Source organism: Tistlia consotensis USBA 355, from assembly GCF_900177295.1.
Classification (GTDB): Bacteria; Pseudomonadota; Alphaproteobacteria; order Kiloniellales; family DSM-21159; genus Tistlia; species Tistlia consotensis.
Genome location: NZ_FWZX01000004.1, coordinates 143,160 through 164,817 on the forward strand (window position 1 = coordinate 143,160; position 21,658 = coordinate 164,817).

26 protein-coding genes are annotated in these 21,658 nt (G+C 72.2%); 14 read left to right on the top strand and 12 right to left on the bottom strand.

Annotated features, from left to right (window positions below):
* Nucleotides 1–96: 96 nt before the first annotated feature.
* A complete protein-coding gene (locus B9O00_RS33445) occupies nt 97–576 on the top strand; it encodes an anti-virulence regulator CigR family protein (protein WP_085121838.1) in 480 nt (159 codons plus the stop codon).
* Here the strand turns inward: B9O00_RS33445 and B9O00_RS07465 are convergent.
* From B9O00_RS07465 to B9O00_RS07475, 3 genes are all read right to left on the bottom strand, one after another.
* On the bottom strand, nt 573–1,787 hold the full coding sequence (locus B9O00_RS07465) for an MFS transporter (protein WP_085121839.1): 1,215 nt from the start codon (nt 1,785–1,787) through the stop codon (nt 573–575). The two genes, B9O00_RS33445 and B9O00_RS07465, sit on opposite strands and share 4 nt — an antisense overlap.
* 64 nt (nt 1,788–1,851) lie before the next feature.
* Nucleotides 1,852–2,115, bottom strand: a complete 264-nt coding sequence (locus B9O00_RS07470; RefSeq protein WP_085121840.1) for a Usg family protein — start codon at nt 2,113–2,115, stop codon at nt 1,852–1,854.
* Between the two features lie 159 nt (nt 2,116–2,274).
* Entirely contained in the window at nt 2,275–2,688 is a 414-nt protein-coding gene (locus tag B9O00_RS07475) for a tellurite resistance TerB family protein (protein WP_085121841.1), read from the bottom strand.
* 154 nt (nt 2,689–2,842) lie between these two features.
* Between B9O00_RS07475 and B9O00_RS07480 the strand changes: the two genes are divergently transcribed.
* On the top strand, nt 2,843–3,778 hold the full coding sequence (locus B9O00_RS07480; protein WP_085121842.1) for an AEC family transporter: 936 nt from the start codon (nt 2,843–2,845) through the stop codon (nt 3,776–3,778).
* Between the two features lie 66 nt (nt 3,779–3,844).
* Here B9O00_RS07480 and nth read toward each other — a convergent pair whose 3' ends face one another.
* On the bottom strand, nt 3,845–4,483 hold the full coding sequence (nth, locus tag B9O00_RS07485; RefSeq protein WP_085122015.1) for an endonuclease III: 639 nt from the start codon (nt 4,481–4,483) through the stop codon (nt 3,845–3,847).
* A 145-nt stretch (nt 4,484–4,628) separates the two neighbouring features.
* On the opposite strand from nth, the gene B9O00_RS07490 reads away from it, so the two are divergent.
* Complete coding sequence (locus B9O00_RS07490) at nt 4,629–5,168, top strand: DUF2244 domain-containing protein (protein WP_085121843.1); 540 nt, start codon at nt 4,629–4,631, stop codon at nt 5,166–5,168.
* On the opposite strand, the gene dapB is transcribed toward B9O00_RS07490, so the two are convergent.
* Nucleotides 5,165–5,974, bottom strand: a complete 810-nt coding sequence (gene dapB, locus B9O00_RS07495; RefSeq protein WP_085121844.1) for a 4-hydroxy-tetrahydrodipicolinate reductase — start codon at nt 5,972–5,974, stop codon at nt 5,165–5,167. The genes B9O00_RS07490 and dapB overlap by 4 nt on opposite strands.
* 155 nt (nt 5,975–6,129) lie before the next feature.
* On the opposite strand from dapB, the gene B9O00_RS07500 reads away from it, so the two are divergent.
* Nucleotides 6,130–6,705, top strand: a complete 576-nt coding sequence (locus B9O00_RS07500) for a hypothetical protein (protein WP_089229562.1) — start codon at nt 6,130–6,132, stop codon at nt 6,703–6,705.
* The gene (locus tag B9O00_RS07505) at nt 6,702–7,355 is read left to right on the top strand and encodes a TIGR02466 family protein (RefSeq protein WP_085121846.1); all 654 of its coding nucleotides are present in this window, start codon (nt 6,702–6,704) and stop codon (nt 7,353–7,355) included. The genes B9O00_RS07500 and B9O00_RS07505 overlap by 4 nt, the downstream gene beginning before the upstream one ends.
* Nucleotides 7,356–7,367: 12 nt before the next feature.
* On the opposite strand, the gene B9O00_RS07510 is transcribed toward B9O00_RS07505, so the two are convergent.
* The 3 genes from B9O00_RS07510 to dnaK form a co-directional block, all read right to left on the bottom strand.
* Nucleotides 7,368–8,045, bottom strand: coding sequence for a protein-tyrosine phosphatase family protein (locus B9O00_RS07510; RefSeq protein WP_085121847.1), 678 nt, complete (start codon nt 8,043–8,045; stop codon nt 7,368–7,370).
* 4 nt (nt 8,046–8,049) lie between these two features.
* The gene (dnaJ, locus tag B9O00_RS07515; protein ID WP_085121848.1) at nt 8,050–9,186 is read right to left on the bottom strand and encodes a molecular chaperone DnaJ; all 1,137 of its coding nucleotides are present in this window, start codon (nt 9,184–9,186) and stop codon (nt 8,050–8,052) included.
* A gap of 208 nt (nt 9,187–9,394) precedes the next feature.
* The gene (dnaK, locus tag B9O00_RS07520; RefSeq protein ID WP_085121849.1) at nt 9,395–11,323 is read right to left on the bottom strand and encodes a molecular chaperone DnaK; all 1,929 of its coding nucleotides are present in this window, start codon (nt 11,321–11,323) and stop codon (nt 9,395–9,397) included.
* Nucleotides 11,324–11,548: 225 nt separating this feature from the next.
* Here dnaK and B9O00_RS07525 point away from each other — a divergent pair, with 225 nt between their 5' ends.
* Nucleotides 11,549–11,770, top strand: a complete 222-nt coding sequence (locus tag B9O00_RS07525) for a hypothetical protein (RefSeq protein ID WP_085121850.1) — start codon at nt 11,549–11,551, stop codon at nt 11,768–11,770.
* Between the two features lie 55 nt (nt 11,771–11,825).
* Here B9O00_RS07525 and grpE read toward each other — a convergent pair whose 3' ends face one another.
* Together grpE and hrcA are read right to left on the bottom strand one after the other, a co-directional pair.
* Complete coding sequence (grpE, locus tag B9O00_RS07530) at nt 11,826–12,503, bottom strand: nucleotide exchange factor GrpE (RefSeq protein WP_085121851.1); 678 nt, start codon at nt 12,501–12,503, stop codon at nt 11,826–11,828.
* 39 nt (nt 12,504–12,542) lie between these two features.
* The gene (gene hrcA, locus B9O00_RS07535; protein ID WP_085121852.1) at nt 12,543–13,613 is read right to left on the bottom strand and encodes a heat-inducible transcriptional repressor HrcA; all 1,071 of its coding nucleotides are present in this window, start codon (nt 13,611–13,613) and stop codon (nt 12,543–12,545) included.
* 128 nt (nt 13,614–13,741) lie between these two features.
* On the opposite strand from hrcA, the gene rph reads away from it, so the two are divergent.
* From rph to hemW, 3 genes are read left to right on the top strand one after another with little or no spacing between them, the layout of a single operon-like run.
* Nucleotides 13,742–14,464 (top strand): ribonuclease PH, encoded by a 723-nt coding sequence (gene rph / locus B9O00_RS07540; RefSeq protein ID WP_085121853.1) that lies wholly within the window; start codon nt 13,742–13,744, stop codon nt 14,462–14,464.
* A 19-nt stretch (nt 14,465–14,483) separates the two neighbouring features.
* Nucleotides 14,484–15,083, top strand: a complete 600-nt coding sequence (gene rdgB / locus B9O00_RS07545) for an RdgB/HAM1 family non-canonical purine NTP pyrophosphatase (protein ID WP_085121854.1) — start codon at nt 14,484–14,486, stop codon at nt 15,081–15,083.
* Complete coding sequence (gene hemW / locus B9O00_RS07550) at nt 15,076–16,323, top strand: radical SAM family heme chaperone HemW (protein ID WP_085121855.1); 1,248 nt, start codon at nt 15,076–15,078, stop codon at nt 16,321–16,323. The genes rdgB and hemW overlap by 8 nt, the downstream gene beginning before the upstream one ends.
* Nucleotides 16,324–16,348: 25 nt before the next feature.
* Here hemW and B9O00_RS07555 read toward each other — a convergent pair whose 3' ends face one another.
* Nucleotides 16,349–17,578, bottom strand: a complete 1,230-nt coding sequence (locus tag B9O00_RS07555) for a penicillin-binding protein activator (RefSeq protein ID WP_159460139.1) — start codon at nt 17,576–17,578, stop codon at nt 16,349–16,351.
* Nucleotides 17,579–17,679: 101 nt separating this feature from the next.
* On the bottom strand, nt 17,680–17,904 hold the full coding sequence (locus B9O00_RS34120; RefSeq protein ID WP_322111167.1) for a hypothetical protein: 225 nt from the start codon (nt 17,902–17,904) through the stop codon (nt 17,680–17,682).
* Here B9O00_RS34120 and rsmI point away from each other — a divergent pair.
* From rsmI to gshB, 5 genes are all read left to right on the top strand, one after another.
* Complete coding sequence (rsmI, locus tag B9O00_RS07560; protein ID WP_322111239.1) at nt 17,806–18,624, top strand: 16S rRNA (cytidine(1402)-2'-O)-methyltransferase; 819 nt, start codon at nt 17,806–17,808, stop codon at nt 18,622–18,624. The two genes, B9O00_RS34120 and rsmI, sit on opposite strands and share 99 nt — an antisense overlap.
* A complete protein-coding gene (locus B9O00_RS07565) occupies nt 18,621–19,010 on the top strand; it encodes a YraN family protein (RefSeq protein ID WP_085121858.1) in 390 nt (129 codons plus the stop codon). The genes rsmI and B9O00_RS07565 overlap by 4 nt, the downstream gene beginning before the upstream one ends.
* Nucleotides 19,011–19,090: 80 nt before the next feature.
* Nucleotides 19,091–19,687 carry a BON domain-containing protein gene (locus B9O00_RS07570; RefSeq protein ID WP_085121859.1) on the top strand — a complete coding sequence of 199 codons (597 nt, stop codon included), beginning with the start codon at nt 19,091–19,093 and terminating at the stop codon, nt 19,685–19,687.
* Entirely contained in the window at nt 19,684–20,538 is an 855-nt protein-coding gene (locus tag B9O00_RS07575; protein ID WP_218822788.1) for a SirB1 family protein, read from the top strand. Before B9O00_RS07570 ends, B9O00_RS07575 begins: the two co-directional genes overlap by 4 nt.
* Nucleotides 20,539–20,649: 111 nt before the next feature.
* Entirely contained in the window at nt 20,650–21,618 is a 969-nt protein-coding gene (gene gshB / locus B9O00_RS07580; RefSeq protein ID WP_085121860.1) for a glutathione synthase, read from the top strand.
* The last annotated feature ends 40 nt before the right edge of the window (nt 21,619–21,658 follow it).

The following is a 21,658-nucleotide window of genomic DNA, read 5'->3' on the forward strand; positions in this document are numbered from 1 at the left end:
ACTGAGGGCGGGCAGGCACGCGCGCCCTTGCCTCGCCATCTTCAGCCCCCACCTTCTGCGTCTCACGTGCGCGCCACCGGCATCGGAGGCCGAAGCATGTCCAGACCATCGCTGACCGCCGTCGCTCTCGCCGCGGCGCTCGCCGTCGCCCTGCTGCCGGCCTCGGCCGTCGTGCCGTCGCCCGCCTTCGCCGGCGGCAAGGAGCACGGCAAGGGCAAGCCCGAGCAGGCCGGCAAGCCGGACAAGGGTCACGACGCCGAGCGGGGCCAGGACCGCGGCGCCGCCGGGGGCGAGGCGATCATCGCCGCCGCGACGGCCGCGCTGATCCGGAGCTTCTTCGGCGGCGAGCTGCCGGCCGGCTACGTCAGGCCCGAGCCGCTGCCGCCCGGCATCCGCAAGAACCTGGCGCGCGGCAAGCCGCTGCCGCCGGGCATCGCCAGGAAGCAGCTGCCCGAGCCGCTGCTGGCCAGGCTGCCGCACCACGACGGCTACCGCTACTACGCGGTCGGCCGCGACGTCGTGCTGGTCGCCGCCGCGACCGGCCTCGTCGCCGACATCCTGCGCGACGCGATCTAGCCTGCCCGTCGGGACAGCGCCTTCAGGAACAGCGGGCCGACGATCGCGCCGGCGCCCAGCACGGCGAAGGCCAGGCCCCAGGCCGTGCTGCTGCGGTCGCCGCCGGCGAGGTCGAGGACCTGGCCGAAGACGACCGGGCTGACGAAGGCGGCGGCGAAGCCGAGCAGGGCGTGGACCGCCATGGTGGCGCCCTTGCGCTCGGGCTCGGCGAGCAGCACCGCGCCGCCGGTCAGCGCGCCGGAATCGGCCATGACCAGCAGGCTGTAGGCGACCAGCAGGACCAGCAGCAGGCCGACCGGCGCCGCCGCGGCGAAGCCGAGCCCGGCGGCCAGCGCCGCCGAGGCGCAGAGCACGAGCGTGACCAGCCGGCGCCGGCCGACGCGCTCGGCCAGGTAGCTGCCGGCGACCGAGGCGGGCATGCCGAGCAGCAGCAGCAGGGTCGCGAGCTGGGTCGCGCTGGCGCCGAACAGCCCGTCGCGTCCCTGCAGGGCCAGGGCGAAGACCAGGAAGGCGACCAGCCAGGCGCGGAAGCCGAACAGCTCCCAGACGTGGCAGGCGTAGGCCAGGTTGTAGCCCAGCGCCGGCCGGTTGCGCAGCGCCGGCCGCAGGTCGAGCGGATGGCCCTGGCGCGGCCGGCTCGGCCGCGTCGCCAGGGGCCGGGTGACCAGCAGCACCAGGAAACCCGAAGCGGCGGTCAGCAGGCCGGCGATCCAGAAGGCCGCCGGCCAGCCGAGCCGCCGGGCGATCTCGCCGGCGAGCAGCACCGACAGGCTGGCCCCGATCGAGAAGTGCGCCGTGTACCAGCCGACGCCGCGGCTCTGCCAGTCGGCCGGCAGGCGGTCGCTCAGCAGCCGCAGACCGACCATGTAGGTGCCGGCGAGGCCGACGCCGCTGAGCAGGCGCAGCGGCAACGCGCTCCAGAAGTCGTGGGCGAGGAAGGCGAAGGCGACCAGGGCCAGGCTGCCGAGCAGGCTGGAGGCGACGTAGATGCCGCGGGCGTCGCGGGCGTCGGTGATCGCGACCAGCAGCGGGACGGCCGCGACGTAGCCGGCGTAGTAGAGGCCGCCGAGCCAGCCGGCCTCGGCGTTGGCGAGGCCCCAGTCCAGGCGGAAGGTCGGGATCAGGGCCGGAAAGGTCGCGTTACCGGCCATGCCCAGGACCTGGGCGAGGCACAGCAGGGCGACGAGCAGGCCGGGGCGGTCGCGCAGCATCGGCCGGGTTTAGCGCCCGGCGGCCCGCGCCGCCAGGGCGCCGACTTCGCGGCCGGGGCTGCTGCTACTGGATCGTCAGCAGGCAGTCGGCCTTGCGTGCGGCCCCCGGACTGACGATCGGCAGGTGGGCGATCTTCACCGAGTGCAGCTTGCCTTCCAGGTTGTGGCTCCAGAAATCGAGGAACTGGCGGAGCTGGGGAAAGGCAGGGGGCAGGTCGTAGTCCTGCCAGGTGTAGGACTGCAGCAGGCTCGGGTGGTCGGGCAGGTGGTAGAGGATCTCGGCGGTGGTCAGCCGCCAGTCACGCATCTGCAGAGAGAGCGACGCCATGGGCGAAACGGCCTCCTATCCCACGGTTCATGCTTCGACACCGTCAGCATGACGAGAAGGAGCGCCAGTCTACAAGAGAAAAAGTTAAGGATTTCATACGGTTAGCAGCAGAGTTCCGCGACTGCTGCCAAGCCTGCCCAGCCGCTGGGCAACGGCCGCCTAGAGCTTGCGGTAGCGCGCTCCGGCGCCGCGCTCGATCGCCGCCGCCTCGAGCCGGCCGACGCCGATCTTGTGGCGCAGCATCTCGAGCAGCCGCAGCTCCTCCTGGCTCGCCGTGCCGTCGGCCGCGACGACGTCGACGGCCAGCGCATAGGCGGTCTCGCGCAGCTTCTCGGGCAGCCCGCGGTCGATCCGGTCGAGCGCCTCGTCGAGGCCGTTCTCGTCGGCCAGGAGCTCGGCGCAGGCCGCCGCCGTGCTGCTCAGCTTCGACAGGTCGTAGCCCTTGAAGACCGGCAGCAGCTTGATGATCTCGCTCATCACGCCGACCTCGGGGCTGGTCATCTCGGAATCCGCGGCCGAGGCCAGGACCATCGTGTAGATCAGCGCGGAATGGGCATCGAGTTGCTGGCTCACCGGCGTGGGCTCCTGTTGCTGTCGCGCCGCTAACTAGGGGGCGGGGAGGTCGCGGGTCAACCCCGCAGGGCGCCGGCCGCGGGCGGGACCGCAAGGAAGCCCTGCAGCGGCGGCGCTCGACAGGCCGCGGAGGGCTCGCCAGAGTGCCGGCCCCATGGAATCGATCGTCAACGTCGTCCTGCCGGTCTTCGCGATCATGGCCGCCGGCTACGGCGCCGGCCGGCTCGGCCTGCTCGGGCCGGCGAGCAGCCAGGCGCTCAACGGCTTCGTCTTCTGGTGCGCCCTGCCGGCCCTGTTCTTCGGTTCGATGGCCCAGGTCCCGACCGACCAGATCTTCAACGTCCCCTACCTGATCGCCTACGGCGGCAGTGCGCTGGCGACCTTCGCCCTGGCGCTGGCGATCGCCGCCTTCGCCTTTCCGAACCGCTTCGGCGTGCTCGCCATGCACGCGCTGTCGGCGATCTTCTCGAACACCGGCTACATGGGCATCCCGCTGCTGCAGATCGCCTTCGGCAAGGCCGGCACGCTGCCCGGGATCATCGCGACGGTGGTCAACGGCGCGGTGATCGTCGGCATCGGCATCGTGATGCTGGAGGCCGACCGGCCGGGCATCGGCTGGCGGCGCATCCTGCGGGACGCCCTGCTCGGCCTGGTCCGGTCGCCGCTGATCGTCTCGGCCTTCGCCGGCCTGCTCTGGTCGACGACCGGGCTCGGCCTGGCCAAGCCGGTCGTCGCCTTCACCGGCCTGCTCGGCGCCGCGGCGGGGCCCTGCGCGCTCTTCGCCATGGGCCTGTTCATGGTCGGCAAGTCCTTCACGGCCGGGCTCGGCGAGGTCGGCTGGGTGACCGTCCTGAAGCTGCTGGTCATGCCGGCGATCGCCGTCTGGCTGGCCTTCGACCTGCTCGACATGCCGCGCGTCTGGGCGCTCTCGGCGGTCATCATGGCGGCGCTGCCGACCGGCGCCCTGATGTTCGTGCTGGCCCAGAAGTACGAGATCTACATCCAGCGCTCGGTCGCCGTGATCCTGATCTCGACCGTCGCCTCGGTCGTCACCCTCTCGGCCCTGTTCATCTGGCTGGGGGTCGGGTGAGAGAGAGGTTTGTTGACGGGCGGCTCCGCCGCCCCGGCGCCGGCCCGCTCCCCAAGGGATCACGAATCACGCAGCCACCGTCTTGCCCTTGAAGCGGCAGAGGTCGGCGACGACGCAGGCCGGGCAGTCCGGCTTGCGCGCCTTGCAGACGTAGCGGCCGTGCAGGATCAGCCAGTGGTGGGCGTGGCGCTTGCGCTCCCTGGGCACGACCTTCTCCAGCTTCGCCTCGACCTCCTCGACCGTCTTGCCGGGCGCGAGGCCGGTGCGGTTGCCGACCCGGAAGATGTGGGTGTCGACGGCGATCGTCGGATGGCCGAAGGCGATGTTGAGCACGACGTTGGCGGTCTTGCGCCCGACGCCGGGCAGCTTGACCAGCGCCTCGCGGTCGGCCGGCACCGCGCCGCCGTGCTCGCGGATCAGGATCTCCGACAGGGCGATGACGTTCTTCGCCTTGGTGTTGAACAGGCCGATGGTCTTGATGAAGTCCTTCAGCCTGGCCTCGCCGAGCGCGACCATCTTCTGCGGCGTGTCCGCGACCTTGAACAGCGGCCCGGTCGCCCTGTTGACGCCGACGTCGGTCGCCTGGGCCGAGAGCACGACCGCGACCAGCAGGGTGTAGGGATTGATGTAGTCGAGCTCGCCCGTCGGCTCGGGCAGGCGCTCGGCGAGCCGGTCGAAGAACAGGGCGACCTCGGCGCGGGTCATCGGCATGGCGGCGGCTCCGGAGGCGGGACGGCGCCGGCACTCTAGCGGCGGCGGCAGCCCGTGGGAATCGGGCTGGGGAACCATCGGGGCCGCCGCGGCATTCCGAGTCTTATCAAGCGCCGCCGCGGGGCCATATGATCCGGCAATGATCGAATCCGCCAGCCACGCAGCAACGGAACAGGAGCTCGACGAGGAGGCGGCGCGCCCGGTCGTCTTCGAGGCGCTGCTGACGCCCTATCGCAGCCTCAGCCCGCGCGGCTTCCTGATCCTGATGAGCGCCGTCGCCTGCGTCGCCTTCGCCGCGGGCATGACCTTCTTCCAGCTCGGCGCCTGGCCGGTGCCCGGCTTCATGGGCGCCGAGGTCCTGCTGATCTACGGCGCCTTCAAGATCAACTACCGGCGCGCCAAGGGCTTCGAGCGGCTCGAGCTGACCGCGGACCGCCTGACCGTGCGCCGGGTCGACCACTGGGGCGAGGAGACGACCTGGCGCTTCCAGCCCTACTGGCTGCGCATCGAGATCGCCGACCCGCCGGAGCCGGACAGCCCGCTCAGCCTGCGCAGCCACGGCCGCAGCCTGACCATCGGCGGCTTCCTTTCGGCCCAGGAGCGCCTGGAGCTGGCCAAGACCCTGCGCGCCGAGCTCGCCAAGCTGCGCCAGCCGGCCCCGCCGGCGCCGGCCGCCTAGAGCCCCAGCACGTCCTTCATCGCATAGAGGCCGTTCGGCCGGCCGGCCAGCCACTTGGCCGCGCGGATCGCGCCCTTGGCGAAGACCGCGCGGTTCGAGGCGCGGTGGCCGAGCTCCAGGCGCTCGCCCTCGGCGGCGAAGATCACGCTGTGGTCGCCGGCGACGTCGCCGCCGCGCAGCGTCGCGAAGCCGATGGTGCCGGCCTCGCGCGGCCCGGTGTGGCCGTCGCGCACCCTGACCGAGGCCTCCTCGAGCGAGACCCCGCGGCCGGCGGCGGCCGCCTCGCCGAGCGCCAGCGCCGTGCCCGAGGGCGCGTCGACCTTGTGGCGGTGGTGCATCTCCAGGATCTCGATGTCGTAGTCGGCCGCCGGCAGCCGGACCGCGGCCTGCTCGACGAGGGCGAGCAGCAGGGTGACGCCGAGGCTCACGTTGGCGGCGCGCAGGATCGGCGCGCGGGCCGCCGCGGCGCCGATCGTCTCGAGCTGGCCGGCCGAGAGGCCGGTCGTGCCGATGACCAGGGCGGTGCCGCTCTCGGCCGCGAGCGCGGCGTGGGCCAGGCTCGCCGCCGGCACGGTGAAGTCGATCGCGACGTCGGCCAGCGCGAAGGCGGCGCGCGCGTCCTCCGTGACCGCGAGGCCGAGCGGCGAGCCGCCCGCGAGCGCGCCGAGATCCTGGCCCAGCGCCTTGCTGCCCGGTCCCTCGACGCCGGCGACAACCCGGCAGTCCGGATCGGCCCGGCCGGTCTCGACGAGCAGGCGACCCATCCGGCCGGAGCAGCCCAGGATGGCGATCTTGGTGGCGGTCATAGAAATCTCCCGAGCGGCAGTGGCGCGGCCCCCGTGCTAGCCGAGGCGCCGGAAGATGTCGAGCGTCGCGGCTCTGGCACCCGGCGCCCTGGGGCGCTATCACCTGGAGCATGTCCGACGCCGGCCAGCGGAGCAGGAGACGGATGAGACACTCGATGCTGCTCGCCCGTGCCGTGGCGGCGCTGCTCGTGCTCGGCGCGGCGAGCGGCTGCACCCGACCGAACTACCCGAGTGCCTGGACCGCGCTCGATCGGCCGTCCGAAGACTGCTCGCGGCTCCAGGGCCGATACCTCGACGCCGGCGAGCGGGATGACGGGGCGGCCGCCCCGTCGCTGAGCCTGCTGCTGACCGACCGCGAGCGGGAGGATCCGGCGGTCGATGTCGTCGAGATCGCGGTCGAACCGGGACCGAGCCTCCACGTCACGGCCTACCGCGAGGGACGGCCCGTTGCCGAGGGCCACTACTCGGCAGCAGCGGAGACGCTCGACTGCGCCGCCGATGGGGCGGTCCTCGAAGACTACAGCGGGATGAGCCGCGGCAGAGGAAACCCGATCGCCGGCTACGAGGGCGAGCGGAAAGCTCTGCACCGCGCGGTCGATGGCAGTCTCGTGGTCGAGCGTGCCTGGACGACGGTGGGAATGATCTACTTCATGTTTCCGATCGGCGGCAGCGAGCGCTCGTGGTGGCGCTACCCCGCGGCCGACGCCTCCTTGCGGGGACCGGCACAATGACCGCCCGACGGCCCGATGCCGAGGGCTTCCTCCCGCTCTGGCCGACGCTGCTGCTGCAGCGCCGCCTGCCGGGCGCGGCGGCGGCCAACCAGGTGCTGCGCGAGCTGGTCGCCGCCGAGGAGGCCGGCAACCCGGACCTGACCACCGACTACCGGGCCGGCAACCTGCTGGCCCGCGAGCATCCGGCGATCGGCTGGCTGCGCGACTGCATCAACAGGACGGCGATCGACTACCTGAAGCGCTGCGGCCTGGGCTACCGGGTCGACTGGAGCCTGCACGGCTGGGCCAACGTCAACCGCTTCGGCGACTACCACGACCTGCACAACCACCCGCACGCCTATCTCTCCGGCACCTACTACGTCGCGGTGCCGGCCGAGGCCGAGAGCGAGCCGCTGCCCGGTCGCAGGGACCGGCGGCCGGGCGCCATCTCCTTCTACGACCCGCGCCCGCAGGCCAACATGACGGCGATCGCCGGCGACCCGCAGATCGAGGCCGAGCACACGGTCAGGCCGGAGCCGGGCATGATCCTGCTGTGGCCGGCCTTCCTGCACCACTTCGTGCATCCGAACCTGGCGAAGGTCGAGCGGGTCTCGATCTCCTTCAACCTGACCCTGAAGTGGCGCCCGGAGTACCTGCCGGTGCAGGACTAGAGGGCGATCGGATCAGGCTCCGGGATCGGGCAGGTCGGCGGGCGGCTTCCAGCCGCCGGCCAGGCCGCGGGCGGTCAGCCAGTCGGCGAAGCGCCCGGGGTCGTAGTCCTCGGCCAGCCAGGCATCGAGCGTCCGCTCGCCGGCGCCGGCGCGCAGCCCCTCCTCGAGATAGTCGAAGAAGGGCCGCATCCACTTCTGGTGCTGCTGCGGCAGGTGCAGATAGGGCCAGGCCGAGAGCTGGCGCCGGGCCGCCGGCAGCCCGGCAAGGCCGTCGCGGCCGACCAGGTAGAGGCCGGCGGCAAAGCCGGTGCGATCGGCGCCGCCGGAGCACTTCATCAGGAGCGGTCGCGGCGCCGTCGCGAAGGCGGCGGTCACGGCCAGCAGGGCGGCACGGTGCGGCAGCCGGCGCGAGCTCAGGGTGACGTCGATCAGCGGCGCGCCGCGCGCCAGGCAGGCGGCCTTCTCGGCCTCGTACCAGGGCGAGCCGCTGTTGTCGCCGCGCAGGTTCAGCAGGGCCCGGAAGCCGTGGAGGTCGAGCAGCAGGCCGGTATGGCCGAAATAGCTCTGGGCGCTGCGCGCCAGGCTCTCGTCGACCCAGTGGAAATGGTGCAGGCGGGCGCAGGCCCGGCCCCAGAGCCGCATCGGCAGGCTGAGCGGGCGGCGCGGAACGGACCCGGCGTGATCCGCCATGACGCTAGTCCGTCAGGTCCTCGAAGAACTCCTTGACCCGGGCGAAGAAGCCGGAGGACTCCGGGTGGTGGCTCGCCTCGCCGTCGCCGAACTCGGCGGCGAACTCCTCGAGCAGCTCGCGCTGCCGCTTGGTCAGGTTGACCGGCACCTCGACCGAGACCTGGATGTAGAGGTCGCCGGTGGCGGTCGAGCGCAGCACCGGCATGCCCTTGCCGCGCAGCCGGAACTGGGTGCCCGACTGGGTGCCGGCCGGAACGGTGACCTTGGCGCCGCTGCCCTCGAGGGTCGGCACCTCGACGTTGCCGCCGAGCGCCGCCGTGGTCATCGGGATCGGCACCCGGCAGTAGAGGTTGGCGCCGTCGCGCTGGAAGAAGCGGTGCGGCTTGATCGACAGGAAGATGTAGAGGTCGCCCGGCGGCGCGCCGCGCACGCCGGCCTCGCCCTCCCCGGCGAGACGGATGCGCGTGCCGTCCTCGACGCCCGGCGGGATGTTGACCTGCAGGGTCTTCTCGCGATGCACCCGGCCGGCGCCGCCGCAGCTCTCGCAGGGCTCCTCGATGACCCGGCCCTGGCCGTGGCAGCTCGGGCAGGTGCGCTCGATGGTGAAGAAGCCCTGCTGGGCGCGCACCCGGCCGCGGCCGCCGCAGGTCGAGCAGGCGCTCGGGCTGGTGCCCGGCTTGGCGCCGCTGCCGCTGCAGGTCTCGCAGGCGACGCTGGTCGGCACGCGGATCTGCGCCTGCTTGCCGTGGTAGGCCTCGTCGAGGCCGATCTCCATGTTGAAGCGCAGGTCGGCGCCGTGCTGGGCCGCCTGGCGGCCGCCGCGCCCGGTGAACTCGCCGAACATCTCGTCGAAGATGTCGGCGAAGCCGGTGAAGTCGAAGCCGCCGGCGCCCGGCCGCGCCCCGCCGGCCATGCCGTCGAAGGCGGCGTGGCCGAAGCGGTCGTACTGGGCGCGCTTCTTCTCGTCCTTCAGGACGTCGTAGGCCTCGTTGATCTCCTTGAACTTGTGCTCGGACTCGGTATCGCCGGGATTGCGGTCGGGATGGTGCGCCATCGCGAGCTTGCGATAGGCACGCTTGATCTCGTCGAGTCCGGCGCCGCGCTCGACGCCCAGGGTCTGGTAGTAGTCCTGCTTGGCCATGGCCCCCGTTACCTAGCGCCTTTTGCTGTCGCTTGCAGCACCGCTCCGCCCGCCGGCCCGGCAACCCGCTGCAGGAAGGTGCTGGTCAGGTGGCGGGGCCGGGAGGGGGCGCTGCCGACTCAACCGGAGCGCAGGGCGCTCCGGCAACAAGACAAACGGCGGCGGGGCCGATCGGAATCGGCCCCGCTCACCGGCTGTGGCACCCGGATCAGGCGCTCTTGCCCTTCTTGTCGTCGTCGACTTCCTCGAAGTCGGCGTCGACGACCTTCTCGTCGGAGCCCTCGGCCGAGCCCTGGGCACCGGCGGCGCCCTCGGCCGGCTCCTCGCCGGCCTCGTCGGCGCTGCCGTACATCGCGGCCCCGAGCTTCATCGAGGCCTGGGCCAAGGCCTCGGTCTTGGCCTTGATCGCCTCGATGTCGTCGCCGTCCTTGACCGCCTTGAGGTCGGCCAGGGCCTGCTCGATCGCCGACTTGTCCTCGGCGCCGATCTTGTCGCCGTGCTCCGCCAGGCTCTTCTCCGACTGGTGGATCAGGGCGTCGGCCTGGTTGCGGGCGTCGACCAGCTCGCGCTTCTTCTTGTCCTCGGCTGCGTGCTCCTCGGCATCCTTGACCATCTGCTCGATGTCGGCGTCGGACAGGCCGCCCGAGGCCTGGATGCGGATCGCCTGCTCCTTGCCGGTCGCCTTGTCCTTGGCGCCGACGTTGACGATGCCGTTGGCGTCGATGTCGAAGGTCACCTCGATCTGCGGCACGCCGCGCGGCGCGGTCGGGATGCCGACCAGGTCGAACTGGCCGAGCAGCTTGTTGTCGGCCGCCATCTCGCGCTCGCCCTGGAAGACCCGGATGGTCACCGCGGTCTGGTTGTCCTCGGCGGTCGAGAAGACCTGCGACTTCTTGGTCGGGATCGTCGTGTTGCGCTCGATCAGCTTGGTCATCACGCCGCCCAGGGTCTCGATGCCCAGGGACAGCGGGGTGACGTCGAGCAGCAGGACGTCCTTGACCTCGCCCTTCAGCACGCCGGCCTGGATCGCGGCGCCGATCGCGACGACCTCGTCCGGGTTGACGCCGCGGTGCGGCTCGCGGCCGAAGAAGGTCTTCACCGTCTCGATGACCTTGGGCATGCGGGTCATGCCGCCGACCAGGATCACCTCGTCGATCTCGTTCGGCTTGAGGCCGGCGTCCTTGAGGGCCGCCTTGCAGGGGCCGACGGTGCGCTGGATCAGGTCGTCGACCAGCGCCTCGAGCTTGGCCCGGCTCAGCTTGATGTTGAGGTGCTTCGGGCCGGACTGGTCGGCCGTGATGAAGGGCAGGTTGACCTCGGTCTGGCTCGAGGACGACAGCTCGATCTTCGCCTTCTCGGCGGCCTCCTTGAGGCGCTGCAGCGCGAGCTTGTCCTTGCGCAGGTCGATGCCCTGCTCCTTCTTGAACTCGTCGGCCAGGTAGTCGATGACCCGCATGTCGAAGTCTTCGCCACCCAGGAAGGTATCGCCGTTGGTCGACTTCACCTCGAAGACGCCGTCGCCGATCTCCAGGACCGAGACGTCGAAGGTGCCGCCGCCGAGGTCGTAGACCGCGATGGTGCCGCTCTTCTTCTTGTCCAGGCCGTAGGCAAGCGCCGCCGCGGTCGGCTCGTTGATGATGCGCAGCACCTCAAGGCCGGCGATCTTGCCGGCATCCTTGGTCGCCTGGCGCTGGGCGTCGTTGAAGTAGGCCGGCACGGTGATGACCGCCTGCTCGACCTTCTCACCGAGATAATTCTCGGCGGTCTCCTTCATCTTGCCCAGGATGTAGGCCGAAACCTGGCTCGGGCTGTAGTCCTTGTCCTTCGCCTTGACCCAGGCGTCGCCGTTCGAGCCCTTGACGATCTGGTAGGGCACCAGGCCCTTGTCCTTCTCGACCGTCGGGTCCTCGTAGCGCCGCCCGATCAGGCGCTTGATCGCGTAGAGCGTGTTCTCGGGGTTGGTCACCGCCTGGCGCTTCGCCGGCTGGCCGACCAGGACCCCGTCGTCGGTGACGGCGACCATCGAGGGAGTCGTGCGCGCACCCTCGGCGTTCTCCAGGACCTTCGCGTCCTTGCCGTCCATGACGGCGACGCAGGAGTTCGTGGTGCCGAGGTCGATACCGATAACCTTTGCCATGCTTCTTGCCTCTCTTGCTCCAGCAGACCTGTGGACGGCCCGATCAGGCGCCGCCGCCGCGGTCCCCATCTAGAGGGATTGAAGGAAGACCTCCGGGACGCGACCGGAGGCCACGGGGATAACCTTCCCGACAAGCCGGGTATATAGGGATCGCGGGCAGGCGTACAAGGCGCCAGACCGCGGCCCGCCGCCCCGCCGAGGCGGCGAATTCAGCAGGAGAGCGACATGCCCAGGGACCCGATCTACCGCACCATCCTGCTGCTGCTCGGGCTCGATGCCGTGGCCGGCGCCGTGCTGATGCTGCTCGGCCACTACCGCTTCCACGACCAGGCCCTGGTCGACCTCGGGGCCGGCCTGGGCGTGGCCGGCGGCCTGCTCTACCTCTTCTTCCGCTGGTGGGGCCGCCGCCGGCTGGCCCAGCGGGACGACGACCGCCGGACGGGCTGACCGCGCCACGGCCGGCCGGCTTCCGGTGCGCGGCCGGAACGAAAGCCGGCGGCGATCAGGCCTTGGTATCGACCGTCGAGCCGGGCTCGGCGGGCTCCCCGCCGTTGGCGGCCGGCCCGCCCTTGGCGACCGCGACGCGCGCCGGCCGCAGCAGCCGGCCCCTCAGCTCGTAGCCGGCCTCGAACACCTGGGCGACCGTGCCGGACGGCTTGGAGGGATCCTGGATCTCCATCATCGCCTCGTGGCGGTGCGGATCGAGCTTCTGGCCGACCGGGTCGATGCGCTCGATGCCGTGCTTGGCGAAGGCTTCGAGCAGCGCCTTCTCGGTCATCTCGACGCCGGAGATCAGGCCCTGCACGGCCTCCAGGCCGCGCGCCTCGGCCGGCACCGCGCCGAGCGCGCGGCCCAGGTTGTCGGCGACGCTCAGCAGGTCCTTGGCGAGCGGTGCCGTCGCGTACTTCAGCTTGTCGTCGAGCTCGCGCTGCAGCCGACGGCGGGTGTTCTCGGAATCGGCCAGGGTGCGCAGCAGCTGCTCGCGGAGCGCGGCCTTCTCGGCCTCGAGCTCGGCGAGGCGCGCGGCGCCGCCAGCCTGATCGGTCGCCGGGTCGCCGGAAGGGTCGGCGCCCGGCTGGCCGGACGCCGCGGCCTCGGCAGCCTGGGCGGCCTCTGACGCCTGGGCGTCGGCTCCCGGGGCGGCTTCGCTGTGCTCGCGCGGCTTCTTGTCGTCGGTCATGCTTCCGTCGCTTCTCCAGAACGCTAGGGCAGGGCGGGATCAGCCGAGCAGGCGGCCGATCACCTTGGCCGTGTAGTCGACCATCGGGATGATGCGGGCGTAGTCGATCCGCGTCGGGCCGACGACGCCGATGGCGCCGACGACCTGCTGACGGCTGTTGCCGTAGGGCGCGATGATCAGCGAGCAGCCGGCCAGGCCGAACAGCTCGTTGTCGGCGCCGATGAAGATCTGCACGCCGGCAGCCGTCTCGGTCAAGCTCAAGAGGCGCAGCAGCGCCTCCTTGCCCTCGAGCGCGGCAAAGAGGTGGCGGACCCGCTCCAGGTCCTCGATCGCCTGGATGTCGGTCAGCAGCTGCGCCTGGCCGCGCACGATCAGCGCGCCGCCCTGGACGCCGTCGGTCCAGTCGGCGAGGCCGGCCTCGATCAGCCGGCGGGTCAGCTCGTCGAGCTCCTGGCGATGCGCCTTGAGGTCCCGGTCGATCTCGCTCTGCGCCTCGCTGAGCGAGCGGCCGCGCAGGCGCGAGGACAGGAAGTTGGAGGCCTCGACCAGGGAGGAGGGCGGCAGGCCGACCGGCACGTCGATGATGCGGTTCTCGACCTGGCCGGACTCGGTGACCATCACGACCAGGGCACGCCCCGGGCCGAGGTTGACGAACTCGATGTGCTTCAGCGCCTCGTCCTGCTTCGGCGCGACGACCAGCCCGGCACAGCGCGACAGGTCGGCGAGCAGGGTGCTGGCCTGCTCGAGCACCTGGGACAGGCTGCGGCCCGAGGCGGCGCACTGGCCGTCGATGCGGCTGCGCTCGTCCTGGGACAGGTTGCCGCCTTCGAGCAGGCCGTGGACGTAGAGCCGCAGGCCCTGGTCTGTCGGCAGGCGGCCGGCCGAGGTGTGCGGGGCCATCAGCAGGCCCAGGTCCTCGAGGTCCGCCATGACGTTGCGGATCGTCGCCGGCGACAGCTCCAGGCCCATCTTGCGCGACAGGGTGCGCGAGCCGACCGGCGCGCCGGTCTCGACGTAGGCGTCGACGATCAGCCGCAGGATCTCGCGCGATCTCGCGTTGAGCGCGGCGATGCCGCCGGGACGGGAGCGTGTCGGAGACAGCTCGTTCATGGCCTGTTCTTGCCAGTGGGTCGACTGGTCGCGAAGCTAGTCCGCAAATAATCCACGCTCGGCAGGCTTTCAACAAGCCGGTCAAGGCTGTAGCTTCGCCGCTCATTTTCAGGGCAATGGAGAGCGCGATGCGTCCGAGCGGCCGAAACCCAGATCAGCTGCGGCCGATCACCCTGGAAATCGGAGTCAGCAAGTGGGCCGAGGGCTCCTGCCTGGCCCGCTTCGGCGACACCCACGTGCTCTGCACGGCCTCGATCGACGAGGGCGTGCCCGGCTGGCTGCGCAATTCCGGCAAGGGCTGGGTGACCGCCGAATACGGCATGCTGCCGCGCTCGACCGATACGCGCACCGACCGCGAAGCCTCGCGCGGCAAGCAGTCCGGGCGGACCCTGGAGATCCAGCGGCTGATCGGCCGCTCGCTCAGGGCCGTCACCGACCTGCGCGGCTTCGGCGAACGGCAGATCCGCGTCGACTGCGACGTCGTGCAGGCGGACGGCGGCACCCGCACGGCCTCGATCACCGGCGCCTACGTCGCGCTCTACCAGGCCTTCGACCACATGCGCCGGCTCGGCGCGATCAGCCGGGTGCCTCTCTCGGAGCCGGTCGCGGCGGTGTCCTGCGGGCTCTACCGCGGCACCGCGCTGCTCGACCTCGACTACGCCGAGGACCGCGAGGCCGAGGCCGACGCGAACTTCGTGATGACCGCCTCCGGCGGCATCGTCGAGATCCAGGCGACCGCCGAGACCGATCCCTTCAGCCGAGCCCAGCTCGACGGGCTGATGGCGCTCGCGGCCGACGGAATCGCAGAGCTGGTCCGCAAGCAGCGCGAGGCCCTAGGCGTAAGCGGCTGATTTTCCTATATCGAGCTTCATGCAGCAGAGGTTCCCCGAAGAGCGCATCGTCATCGCCAGCCACAACCCGGGCAAGGTCTGGGAAATCGGCGAGCTGCTGGCGCCCGTCGGCCTTCAGGTGGTCAGCGCCGACAGCCTGGGCCTGCCGGAGCCGGAGGAGACCGGGCTGACCTTCGCGGCCAACGCCGAGCTCAAGGCGATGGCGGCGGCGATCGGCGCCGGGCTGCCGGCCCTGGCCGACGACTCGGGCCTGGTCGTGCCGGCGCTCGGCGGCGCGCCGGGGATCTACTCGGCGCGCTGGGCCGGCCCGGACAAGGACTTCGGCCTGGCCATGGAGCGGATCCGCCGGGAGCTGGCCGGGGCGGAGGACCGCTCGGCCTACTTCGTCTGCGCCCTGGCGCTCGGCTGGCCCGACGGCAGCTGCGAGGTCTTCGAGGGGCGGGTCCACGGCACGCTGGTCTTCCCGCCGCGCGGCGCGCTCGGCTTCGGCTACGACCCGATCTTCCTGCCCGAAGGCGAGAGCGAGACCTTCGGCGAGATGGCGCCGGAGCGGAAGCACGCCATGAGCCACCGCGCGCGCGCCTTCGCGCAGCTGAGGCACCGCCTGAGCGATGGCTGAGCCGCCCCCGGGCCGCGGTCCCGAGGGCCGGGGCGAGGGCCAATCCGGACTCGGCCTCTACGTCCACTGGCCGTTCTGCCTGTCCAAGTGCCCCTACTGCGACTTCAACAGCCACGTCCGCGAGACCATCGAGCAGGCGCGCTGGCGCGCGGCGCTGCTGCGCGAGCTGGAGCACTGGGCGGCGGCCTGCGAATCGGGAGCCGGTCCGCGGCGCCTGGCCTCGATCTTCTTCGGCGGCGGCACGCCCTCGCTGATGGATCCCGGGACCGTCGCGGCCCTGATCGACCGCGCCCGTGCGCTCTGGCCCCACGGGCCGGACCTGGAGATCACCCTCGAGGCCAACCCGACCTCGGTCGAGGCCGGCCGCTTCGCCGCGCTGGCCGAGGCCGGGGTCAACCGGGTCTCCCTGGGCGTCCAGTCGCTCGACGAGACGGCGCTGCGCTTCCTCGGCCGGCGCCACTCGGCGGCCGAGGCGCTGGCCGCCGTGGCCCTGGCGCGGCGCAGCTTCCCGCGCTTCTCCTTCGACCTGATCTACGCGCGCCCCGGACAGAGCGCCGAGGCCTGGCGGGACGAGCTCGGCCGCGCGCTCGACGAGGGCCCGGAGCACCTGTCGCTCTATCAGCTGACGATCGAGGAGAACACGCCGTTCCACGGCGCCTGGCGGCGCGGCGAGCTGCAGCCGCTCGACGAGGAGGCGGCCGCCGACCTGTTCGACGAGACCCAGCAGCGCCTGGAGGCCGTCGGCCTGCCGGCCTACGAGATCTCCAACCACGCGCGGCCCGGCGCCGAGTGCCGGCACAACCAGCTCTACTGGCGCTACGACGACTATCTGGGGGTCGGCCCCGGCGCGCACGGCCGCCTGACCCTCGATGGCCGGAAGCTGGCGACCCGCCAGCACCGGGCGCCCGAGGCCTGGCTGGCCGCGGTCGAGGCCGAGGGCCACGCGACCCGCACCCGCCAGCCGCTCGATCCCGTGCAGCGGCTCGACGAGCTGCTGGTCATGGGCCTCAGGACCCGCGAGGGCATCGCCCGCGCCGCCTTCCGGCGCGAGGCCGGGGCGGAGCCCGAGGCGCTGTTCTCCGGCCGGACCCTGGAGCAGCTGCAGGAGGCCGGCTACCTGGCGCTCGATGCGGCGGGGCTGCGCGCGACCGCCGAGGGCCGGCGCCGGCTGGACGCCGTGCTGCGCCATCTGGCGGCCGGCCAGCGCCCCGCGGCAGAGGCCGCGAAAGCGCCGGCCTGAGCCGATCCGCGCAGTCGTGGCCCGCTCAGTAGTTCAGCTGGGAGACCTGGCCGGCCTGGAACGACTGGGGCGCCGGGTCGCGCACCACGATGCCGTCCTTCTCCAGCTCCAGGATCGCGAGGCCGCGCTGCAGCGTGCCGTCGGCCTCGAAGCGGAAGATGCCGTCGACCCCCGCGAAGCCGACCGGGTTCTCCAGGCGCTGCCGGCTGATCGCCGGCTCGCCGGCGCTGCGGGCGTCGGCCGAGACCACCGCGGCGACCGCCATGGCGTCGTAGCCGAGCGAGGCGAGGCGCGGCGGGTTCTGGCCGTAGAGCGAGGCGTAGCGGCCGCTGAACACCTGCCAGGCCCGCGGATCGGGGGCGGCGAACCAGCCACCGACCAGCGCCGGCTCCTTGGTAAGAGCCGGGTCGTTCCAGTTCTGCATGCCCAGGAACTGGACGTTCTCGGGATCGACGTCGTAGTAGGGCAGCAGCGAGGCGAGGTTGATCAGCTCGCTGCCGCCGGCCGGCAGTAGCAGCGCGCCGAAGCCGCCGGTGCCGCCGCCGCTCAGCGCCGCGCTCGCCTCGGCGCCCTGCTGGCCGCCCTGCTGGGCGCTCGCCAGATACTGGCGCCGCTGCTGGGCGAGGCCGCCGTCCTTGGCCGCGGCCGTCGCGAGGTCGCGCACCTCGGGCGACAGGTCGGTGCTGCCGGGCGTGTAGCCGACGGTCTTGGTGACGCTGCCGCCGTTGCGCGTCACCGCGGCCTGGAAGGCCGCCAGCGCGGCGTCGCCGTAGGGCGAGCGCGGCACCAGGGCCGCATAGGCGTGGACGCCGAGGCGCGCGGTGAAGTCGACGACCCGGTCGACCTGCATCGCCGGGCTGATGCCCAGGGTGTAGAGACCGTTGCCGGCGACCGTCTCGTCGCTGGAGAAGCTGAGCACCGGCACGCCGTAGGCGGCCGCGTCGGCCTTGATCGACTGCGCCGAGCCGGAGAACAGCGGCCCGAGCACCAGCGCCGACTGCGCCGCCTTGGCCGCCTGGAGCGCCGCGTAGGCGCCCTGGGGCGTGCCCTGGGTGTCGTAGACGTCGAGGGCGAGGTCGGTGCCGCCGAGGTCGAACAGCGCCATCTGGCTGGCGTTCAGCAAGGCCCGGCCGACTTTCTCGCCGGGGCCGGAGATCGGCACCAGCAGGGCCAGGTGGATCTTGCCGTCCGGTGCCACCAGGCCGGCGCGCGGCATCGGCGCGGGCGCCGTCGGCGCGGCGGCGGGCGCTTGCACCGGCTTGGCCTCGTTCGTAGGCTGCGGGCTCTGACAGGCGGCGAGGGCGAGAAGCACGAGGCCGCCGACGAAGGGCGCAGACCTACGCATATCAGGGGTCATCAGGATCCTTTTCCCTTGAACAGGGCCCGTTCAAGCGCGCCACAGGAGGCGGCAATCTGAGCGTCGAGACGCTGCCGAGCCCGCTCGGCCATCGCCTTTATCTCGTCGCGGGCCCGATCGGCAATCTGGCCGACGTCGGACGGCGCGCCCTTGCCGTCCTGCGCGGCGCCGACCTGGTCGCCTGCGAGGACACTCGGGTCACCCGGAAGCTGCTGGTCGCTCATGGGATCGATCGGCCTCTGCTTTCCTATCACGACCATAACGCAGAGCGGGTCAGACCGAAACTGATCGAAGCGATGAAAGCCGGCAAGACCGTGGCGCTGATCACCGACGCCGGCAGCCCGCTGGTCTCCGATCCCGGCTACAAGCTGGTCCGCGCGGCGCTCGACGCCGGGCTGGAGCCGACCGTGGTGCCGGGCCCCTCGGCGCCGCTCGCCGCCCTGGCCGTGGCCGGCCTGCCGAGCGACCGCTTCCTCTTCGCCGGCTTCCTGCCCACCAAGACCAAGGCCCGCCGGGACAACCTCGCCGAGCTGGCGGCGGTTCCCGCGACGCTGATCTTCTTCGAATCGGCCAAGCGCCTGGCGGCCAGCCTCGCCGACATGGCCGCCGTGCTGGGCGCGGAGCGGCCGGCCGCGGTCACCCGCGAGCTGACCAAGCGCTTCGAGGAGGTCCGGCGCGACAGCCTGGGACGCCTCGCCGCGCACTATGCCGAGGCCGGTCCGCCGAAGGGCGAGGTGACCCTGGTCATCGGCCCGCCGGCGGCACCGGCGCCGCCGGCCGAGGACGAGCTCGATGCCCGGCTGCGCGAGGCCCTGGCCGGCGCGAGCCTGCGCGATGCGGTCGCCGCCGTGGCCGCGGCGACCGGCCTGCCGAGGCGCCAGGTCTACGAGCGCGCCCTCGCGCTGTCGGCGGCGCACTCGGACGAGACGGGCGAGGGGCGGTGAGGCCGCGGGGTGCCGGCGGCGCTGCGGCGCGGCCCGAGCGGCGGGCGGCCTATGCGCGCGGCCGCGGCGCCGAGCGCTGGGCGGCCTGGTGGCTGCGTCTCGAGGGCTACCGCATCCTGGCCAGGGACTTCCGGGTGCCGCAGGGCGAGATCGACCTGATCGCCCGGCGCGGCCGGCTGGTCATCTTCGTCGAGGTCAAGCACCGCGACCGGCAGGCGGCGGCGGCCGAGGCGATCGGCCGGCGCCAGCGCCTGCGCATCGAGCGCGCCGCCGCGGCCTTCCTGCAGCGCCACCCGGCGCTCGCGGCCTGCCGCCTGCGGTTCGACGCGCTGCTGCTGAGCCCGCGCCGACTGCCGCGCCACGTCGCCGCCGCGTGGCGCCCGTGAGCGGCACGGAACGGTCCGTTAACTTGACCGGCCTAGGCTGCGGCCTCAGCCTAACGCGGTCCGACAGCGATCCTCTGCCGATGCCCGTTTCCCGCCTGCCGCTCGCCGGTCTCGCCCTGCTCTGCTGCCTGCTGCCCGGCGCCTGCTCGCCGACCGGGGCAGCCGTCGGCGCCGCCGCGACCGGCGGCCTCGCCGCCTCCAGCGAGAAGGGCTTCGCGGCCGCCGTCGACGACGCGGCGATCCGCGCCGGCCTCAACGACCGCTTCTTCAAGAAGAACCTGGAGCTCTTCGCCGACGTCAACTTCGCGGTCGAGGAGGGCCGCGTGCTGCTGACCGGCGACGTGCCGACCCCGGCCGACGAGGTCGAGGCCGTGCGCCTCGCCTGGCAGCCCGAAGGCGTCAAGGAGGTGATCGACGAGCTGCGGGTGCGCGACGACAGCTCGCTGATCGACGCGGCCCGGGACCGCTGGATCGCGACCGAGCTCAAGGCCGACCTAGTGTTCGACCGCGAGGTCTCGGCCGTCAACTACTCGATCGAGGTGGTCAACGGCGTCGTCTACCTGCTCGGCGTCGCGCGCACGCAACAGGAGCTCGACACGATCGAGCGCTACGTCAAGCAGATCGCCTACGTGCAGGGCTTCGTCTCCTACGTCCACGTCCTGGAGCCGGCGAAGTGAGCTGGTCGCCGGCCAGCGGGCGCGACGAGCTGGAGCGCCGCCTGCGCCGGGTCGGCGGCCAGGACGACCGGGAGATCGACCTGGCCGGCACCGCCCTGCTACTCGCCGCCCTCGAGGCGCCGCAGCAGCCGATCGAGCGCTACAGCCATCACCTGTCGCTGCTCGCCCGCGACACCGCCGACCTGGGCGGCGAGGCGGCGGGCGCCGGCGACCTGGAGGCGCGCGCGGCAGCGCTGCGCGCGGTGCTGGTCGGGCGCTACGAGTACGCCGGCGACGAGGAGACCTACGACGACCTGCAGAACGCCAACCTGATGCGGGTCATCGACCGGCGCCGCGGCCTGCCCGTGGCGCTCGCGATCCTCTGGCTGCATGCCGCCCGCGCCCAGGGCTGGGAGGCCGAGGGCGTCAACTTCCCGGGCCACTTCCTGATCCGCCTGCAGTGCGGCAGCCGGCGCCTGATCCTCGACCCCTTCCGCAGCGGCGACCCCCTGGGCCCGCAGGCCCTTCGCCAGCTGCTCAAGGCGGTGCGCGGCGAGGCCGCGGAGCTGGCGCCGGAGCACTACGCGGCCTGCGGCAACCGCGAGATCCTGCTGCGCCTGCAGAACAACATCAAGGTGCGCCGGCTGCGCGAGGGCGCCCTGGTACGCGCCCTCGAGGCGGTCGAGTCGATGCTGCTGCTCGACCCCGCCGAGGGGCCGCTGTGGCGCGAGGCCGGGCTGCTGCACATGCGGCTCGACAATCTGCGGGCGGCGATCTTCGCCTTCGACAACTTCCTGGAGCTGGCGGCCGGCGATCCGCGGCGCGGCGAGGTCGCGACCCTGCTGGCCCGGCTGCGGGCCAGGCTCAACTAGGCACCTGCGCCGGAGCGGCACAGGCCCTGCCGCGTACCCGCTCTTTGCTTCCGCGCGCGGCGGTGCTACCGCTCTTTCCGCCTTCCGACCGACCAGCCGGGTGACTGCGCCATGAGCCTTGCCGTTGCGATCCAGATGGACCCGATCGAGGCCATCGACATCGACGCCGACTCGACCTTCGCCCTGGCGCTCGAGGCGACGCGGCGCGGCCACGGCCTCTATCACTACCTGCCGCGCGAGCTGGCCTTCCGCGACGGCCGGCTCTATGCCCACGCCCGGCCGCTCGAGGTCCGGCGCGTCAAAGGCGACCACTACAGCTTCGGCACGCCCGAGGTCCTCGACCTGGCGACGGTCGACGTCGTGCTGATGCGCCAGGACCCGCCCTTCGACATGGCCTACATCACGGCGACCCACCTGCTGGAGCACGTCCATCCGGCGACCCTGGTGGTCAACGACCCGGCAAACGTCCGCAACGCGCCCGAGAAGCTGTTCGTCACGCACTTCCCGGACCTGATGCCGCCGACCCTGATCACCAGCCACCGCGAGGAGATCCGGGAGTTCCGCAGGAAGCACGGCGACCTGATCGTCAAGCCGCTCTACGGCAACGGCGGTGCCGGCGTGTTCCGCATCAAGCCGGACGACGAGAACCTCAACGCGCTGCTCGAGCTGTTCAGCCAGATGTTCCGCGAGCCGGTCATCGTGCAGAAATACCTGCCGGCGGTGCGCCAGGGCGACAAGCGCATCATCCTGGTCGACGGCGAGGCGGTCGGCGCGATCAACCGCATCCCGGCCGAGGGCGAGGCGCGCAGCAACATGCACGTCGGCGGCAAGGCGGTGCGGGACGTGCTGACCGCGCGCGACCGCGAGATCTGCGCGGCGATCGGCCCGGCGCTGCGCCAGCGCGGCCTGATCTTCGTCGGCATCGACGTGATCGGCGACTACCTGACCGAGATCAACGTCACCTCGCCGACCGGCATCCAGGAGATCGACCGCTTCGACGCCGCCAACCTCTCGGGCCTGATCTGGGACGCCATCGAGGGCCGCCTGGCCGGACGCACCGACCGCCGGCTGCCGGAGTAGCCGCGCGGCCGCTGGCGGGCGGCGGCCGGGGCACCCATCT

Coding starts and splice junctions, on each gene's coding strand:
- B9O00_RS07570 (WP_085121859.1), top strand. CDS start 19,091: ATGCCCGTTTCCCGCCTGCCGCTCGCCGGTCTCGCCCTGCTCTGCTGC.
- B9O00_RS07505 (WP_085121846.1), top strand. CDS start 6,702: ATGACCGCCCGACGGCCCGATGCCGAGGGCTTCCTCCCGCTCTGGCCG.
- rph (WP_085121853.1), top strand. CDS start 13,742: ATGCGTCCGAGCGGCCGAAACCCAGATCAGCTGCGGCCGATCACCCTG.
- hrcA (WP_085121852.1), bottom strand. CDS start 13,613: ATGAACGAGCTGTCTCCGACACGCTCCCGTCCCGGCGGCATCGCCGCG.
- B9O00_RS33445 (WP_085121838.1), top strand. CDS start 97: ATGTCCAGACCATCGCTGACCGCCGTCGCTCTCGCCGCGGCGCTCGCC.
- B9O00_RS07470 (WP_085121840.1), bottom strand. CDS start 2,115: ATGGCGTCGCTCTCTCTGCAGATGCGTGACTGGCGGCTGACCACCGCC.
- rdgB (WP_085121854.1), top strand. CDS start 14,484: ATGCAGCAGAGGTTCCCCGAAGAGCGCATCGTCATCGCCAGCCACAAC.
- B9O00_RS07480 (WP_085121842.1), top strand. CDS start 2,843: ATGGAATCGATCGTCAACGTCGTCCTGCCGGTCTTCGCGATCATGGCC.
- grpE (WP_085121851.1), bottom strand. CDS start 12,503: ATGACCGACGACAAGAAGCCGCGCGAGCACAGCGAAGCCGCCCCGGGA.
- B9O00_RS07525 (WP_085121850.1), top strand. CDS start 11,549: ATGCCCAGGGACCCGATCTACCGCACCATCCTGCTGCTGCTCGGGCTC.
- B9O00_RS07490 (WP_085121843.1), top strand. CDS start 4,629: ATGATCGAATCCGCCAGCCACGCAGCAACGGAACAGGAGCTCGACGAG.
- gshB (WP_085121860.1), top strand. CDS start 20,650: ATGAGCCTTGCCGTTGCGATCCAGATGGACCCGATCGAGGCCATCGAC.
- dnaJ (WP_085121848.1), bottom strand. CDS start 9,186: ATGGCCAAGCAGGACTACTACCAGACCCTGGGCGTCGAGCGCGGCGCC.
- dapB (WP_085121844.1), bottom strand. CDS start 5,974: ATGACCGCCACCAAGATCGCCATCCTGGGCTGCTCCGGCCGGATGGGT.
- B9O00_RS07465 (WP_085121839.1), bottom strand. CDS start 1,787: ATGCTGCGCGACCGCCCCGGCCTGCTCGTCGCCCTGCTGTGCCTCGCC.
- nth (WP_085122015.1), bottom strand. CDS start 4,483: ATGACCCGCGCCGAGGTCGCCCTGTTCTTCGACCGGCTCGCCGAGCGC.
- B9O00_RS07500 (WP_089229562.1), top strand. CDS start 6,130: ATGCTGCTCGCCCGTGCCGTGGCGGCGCTGCTCGTGCTCGGCGCGGCG.
- B9O00_RS34120 (WP_322111167.1), bottom strand. CDS start 17,904: ATGAGCGACCAGCAGCTTCCGGGTGACCCGAGTGTCCTCGCAGGCGAC.
- dnaK (WP_085121849.1), bottom strand. CDS start 11,323: ATGGCAAAGGTTATCGGTATCGACCTCGGCACCACGAACTCCTGCGTC.
- hemW (WP_085121855.1), top strand. CDS start 15,076: ATGGCTGAGCCGCCCCCGGGCCGCGGTCCCGAGGGCCGGGGCGAGGGC.
- B9O00_RS07510 (WP_085121847.1), bottom strand. CDS start 8,045: ATGGCGGATCACGCCGGGTCCGTTCCGCGCCGCCCGCTCAGCCTGCCG.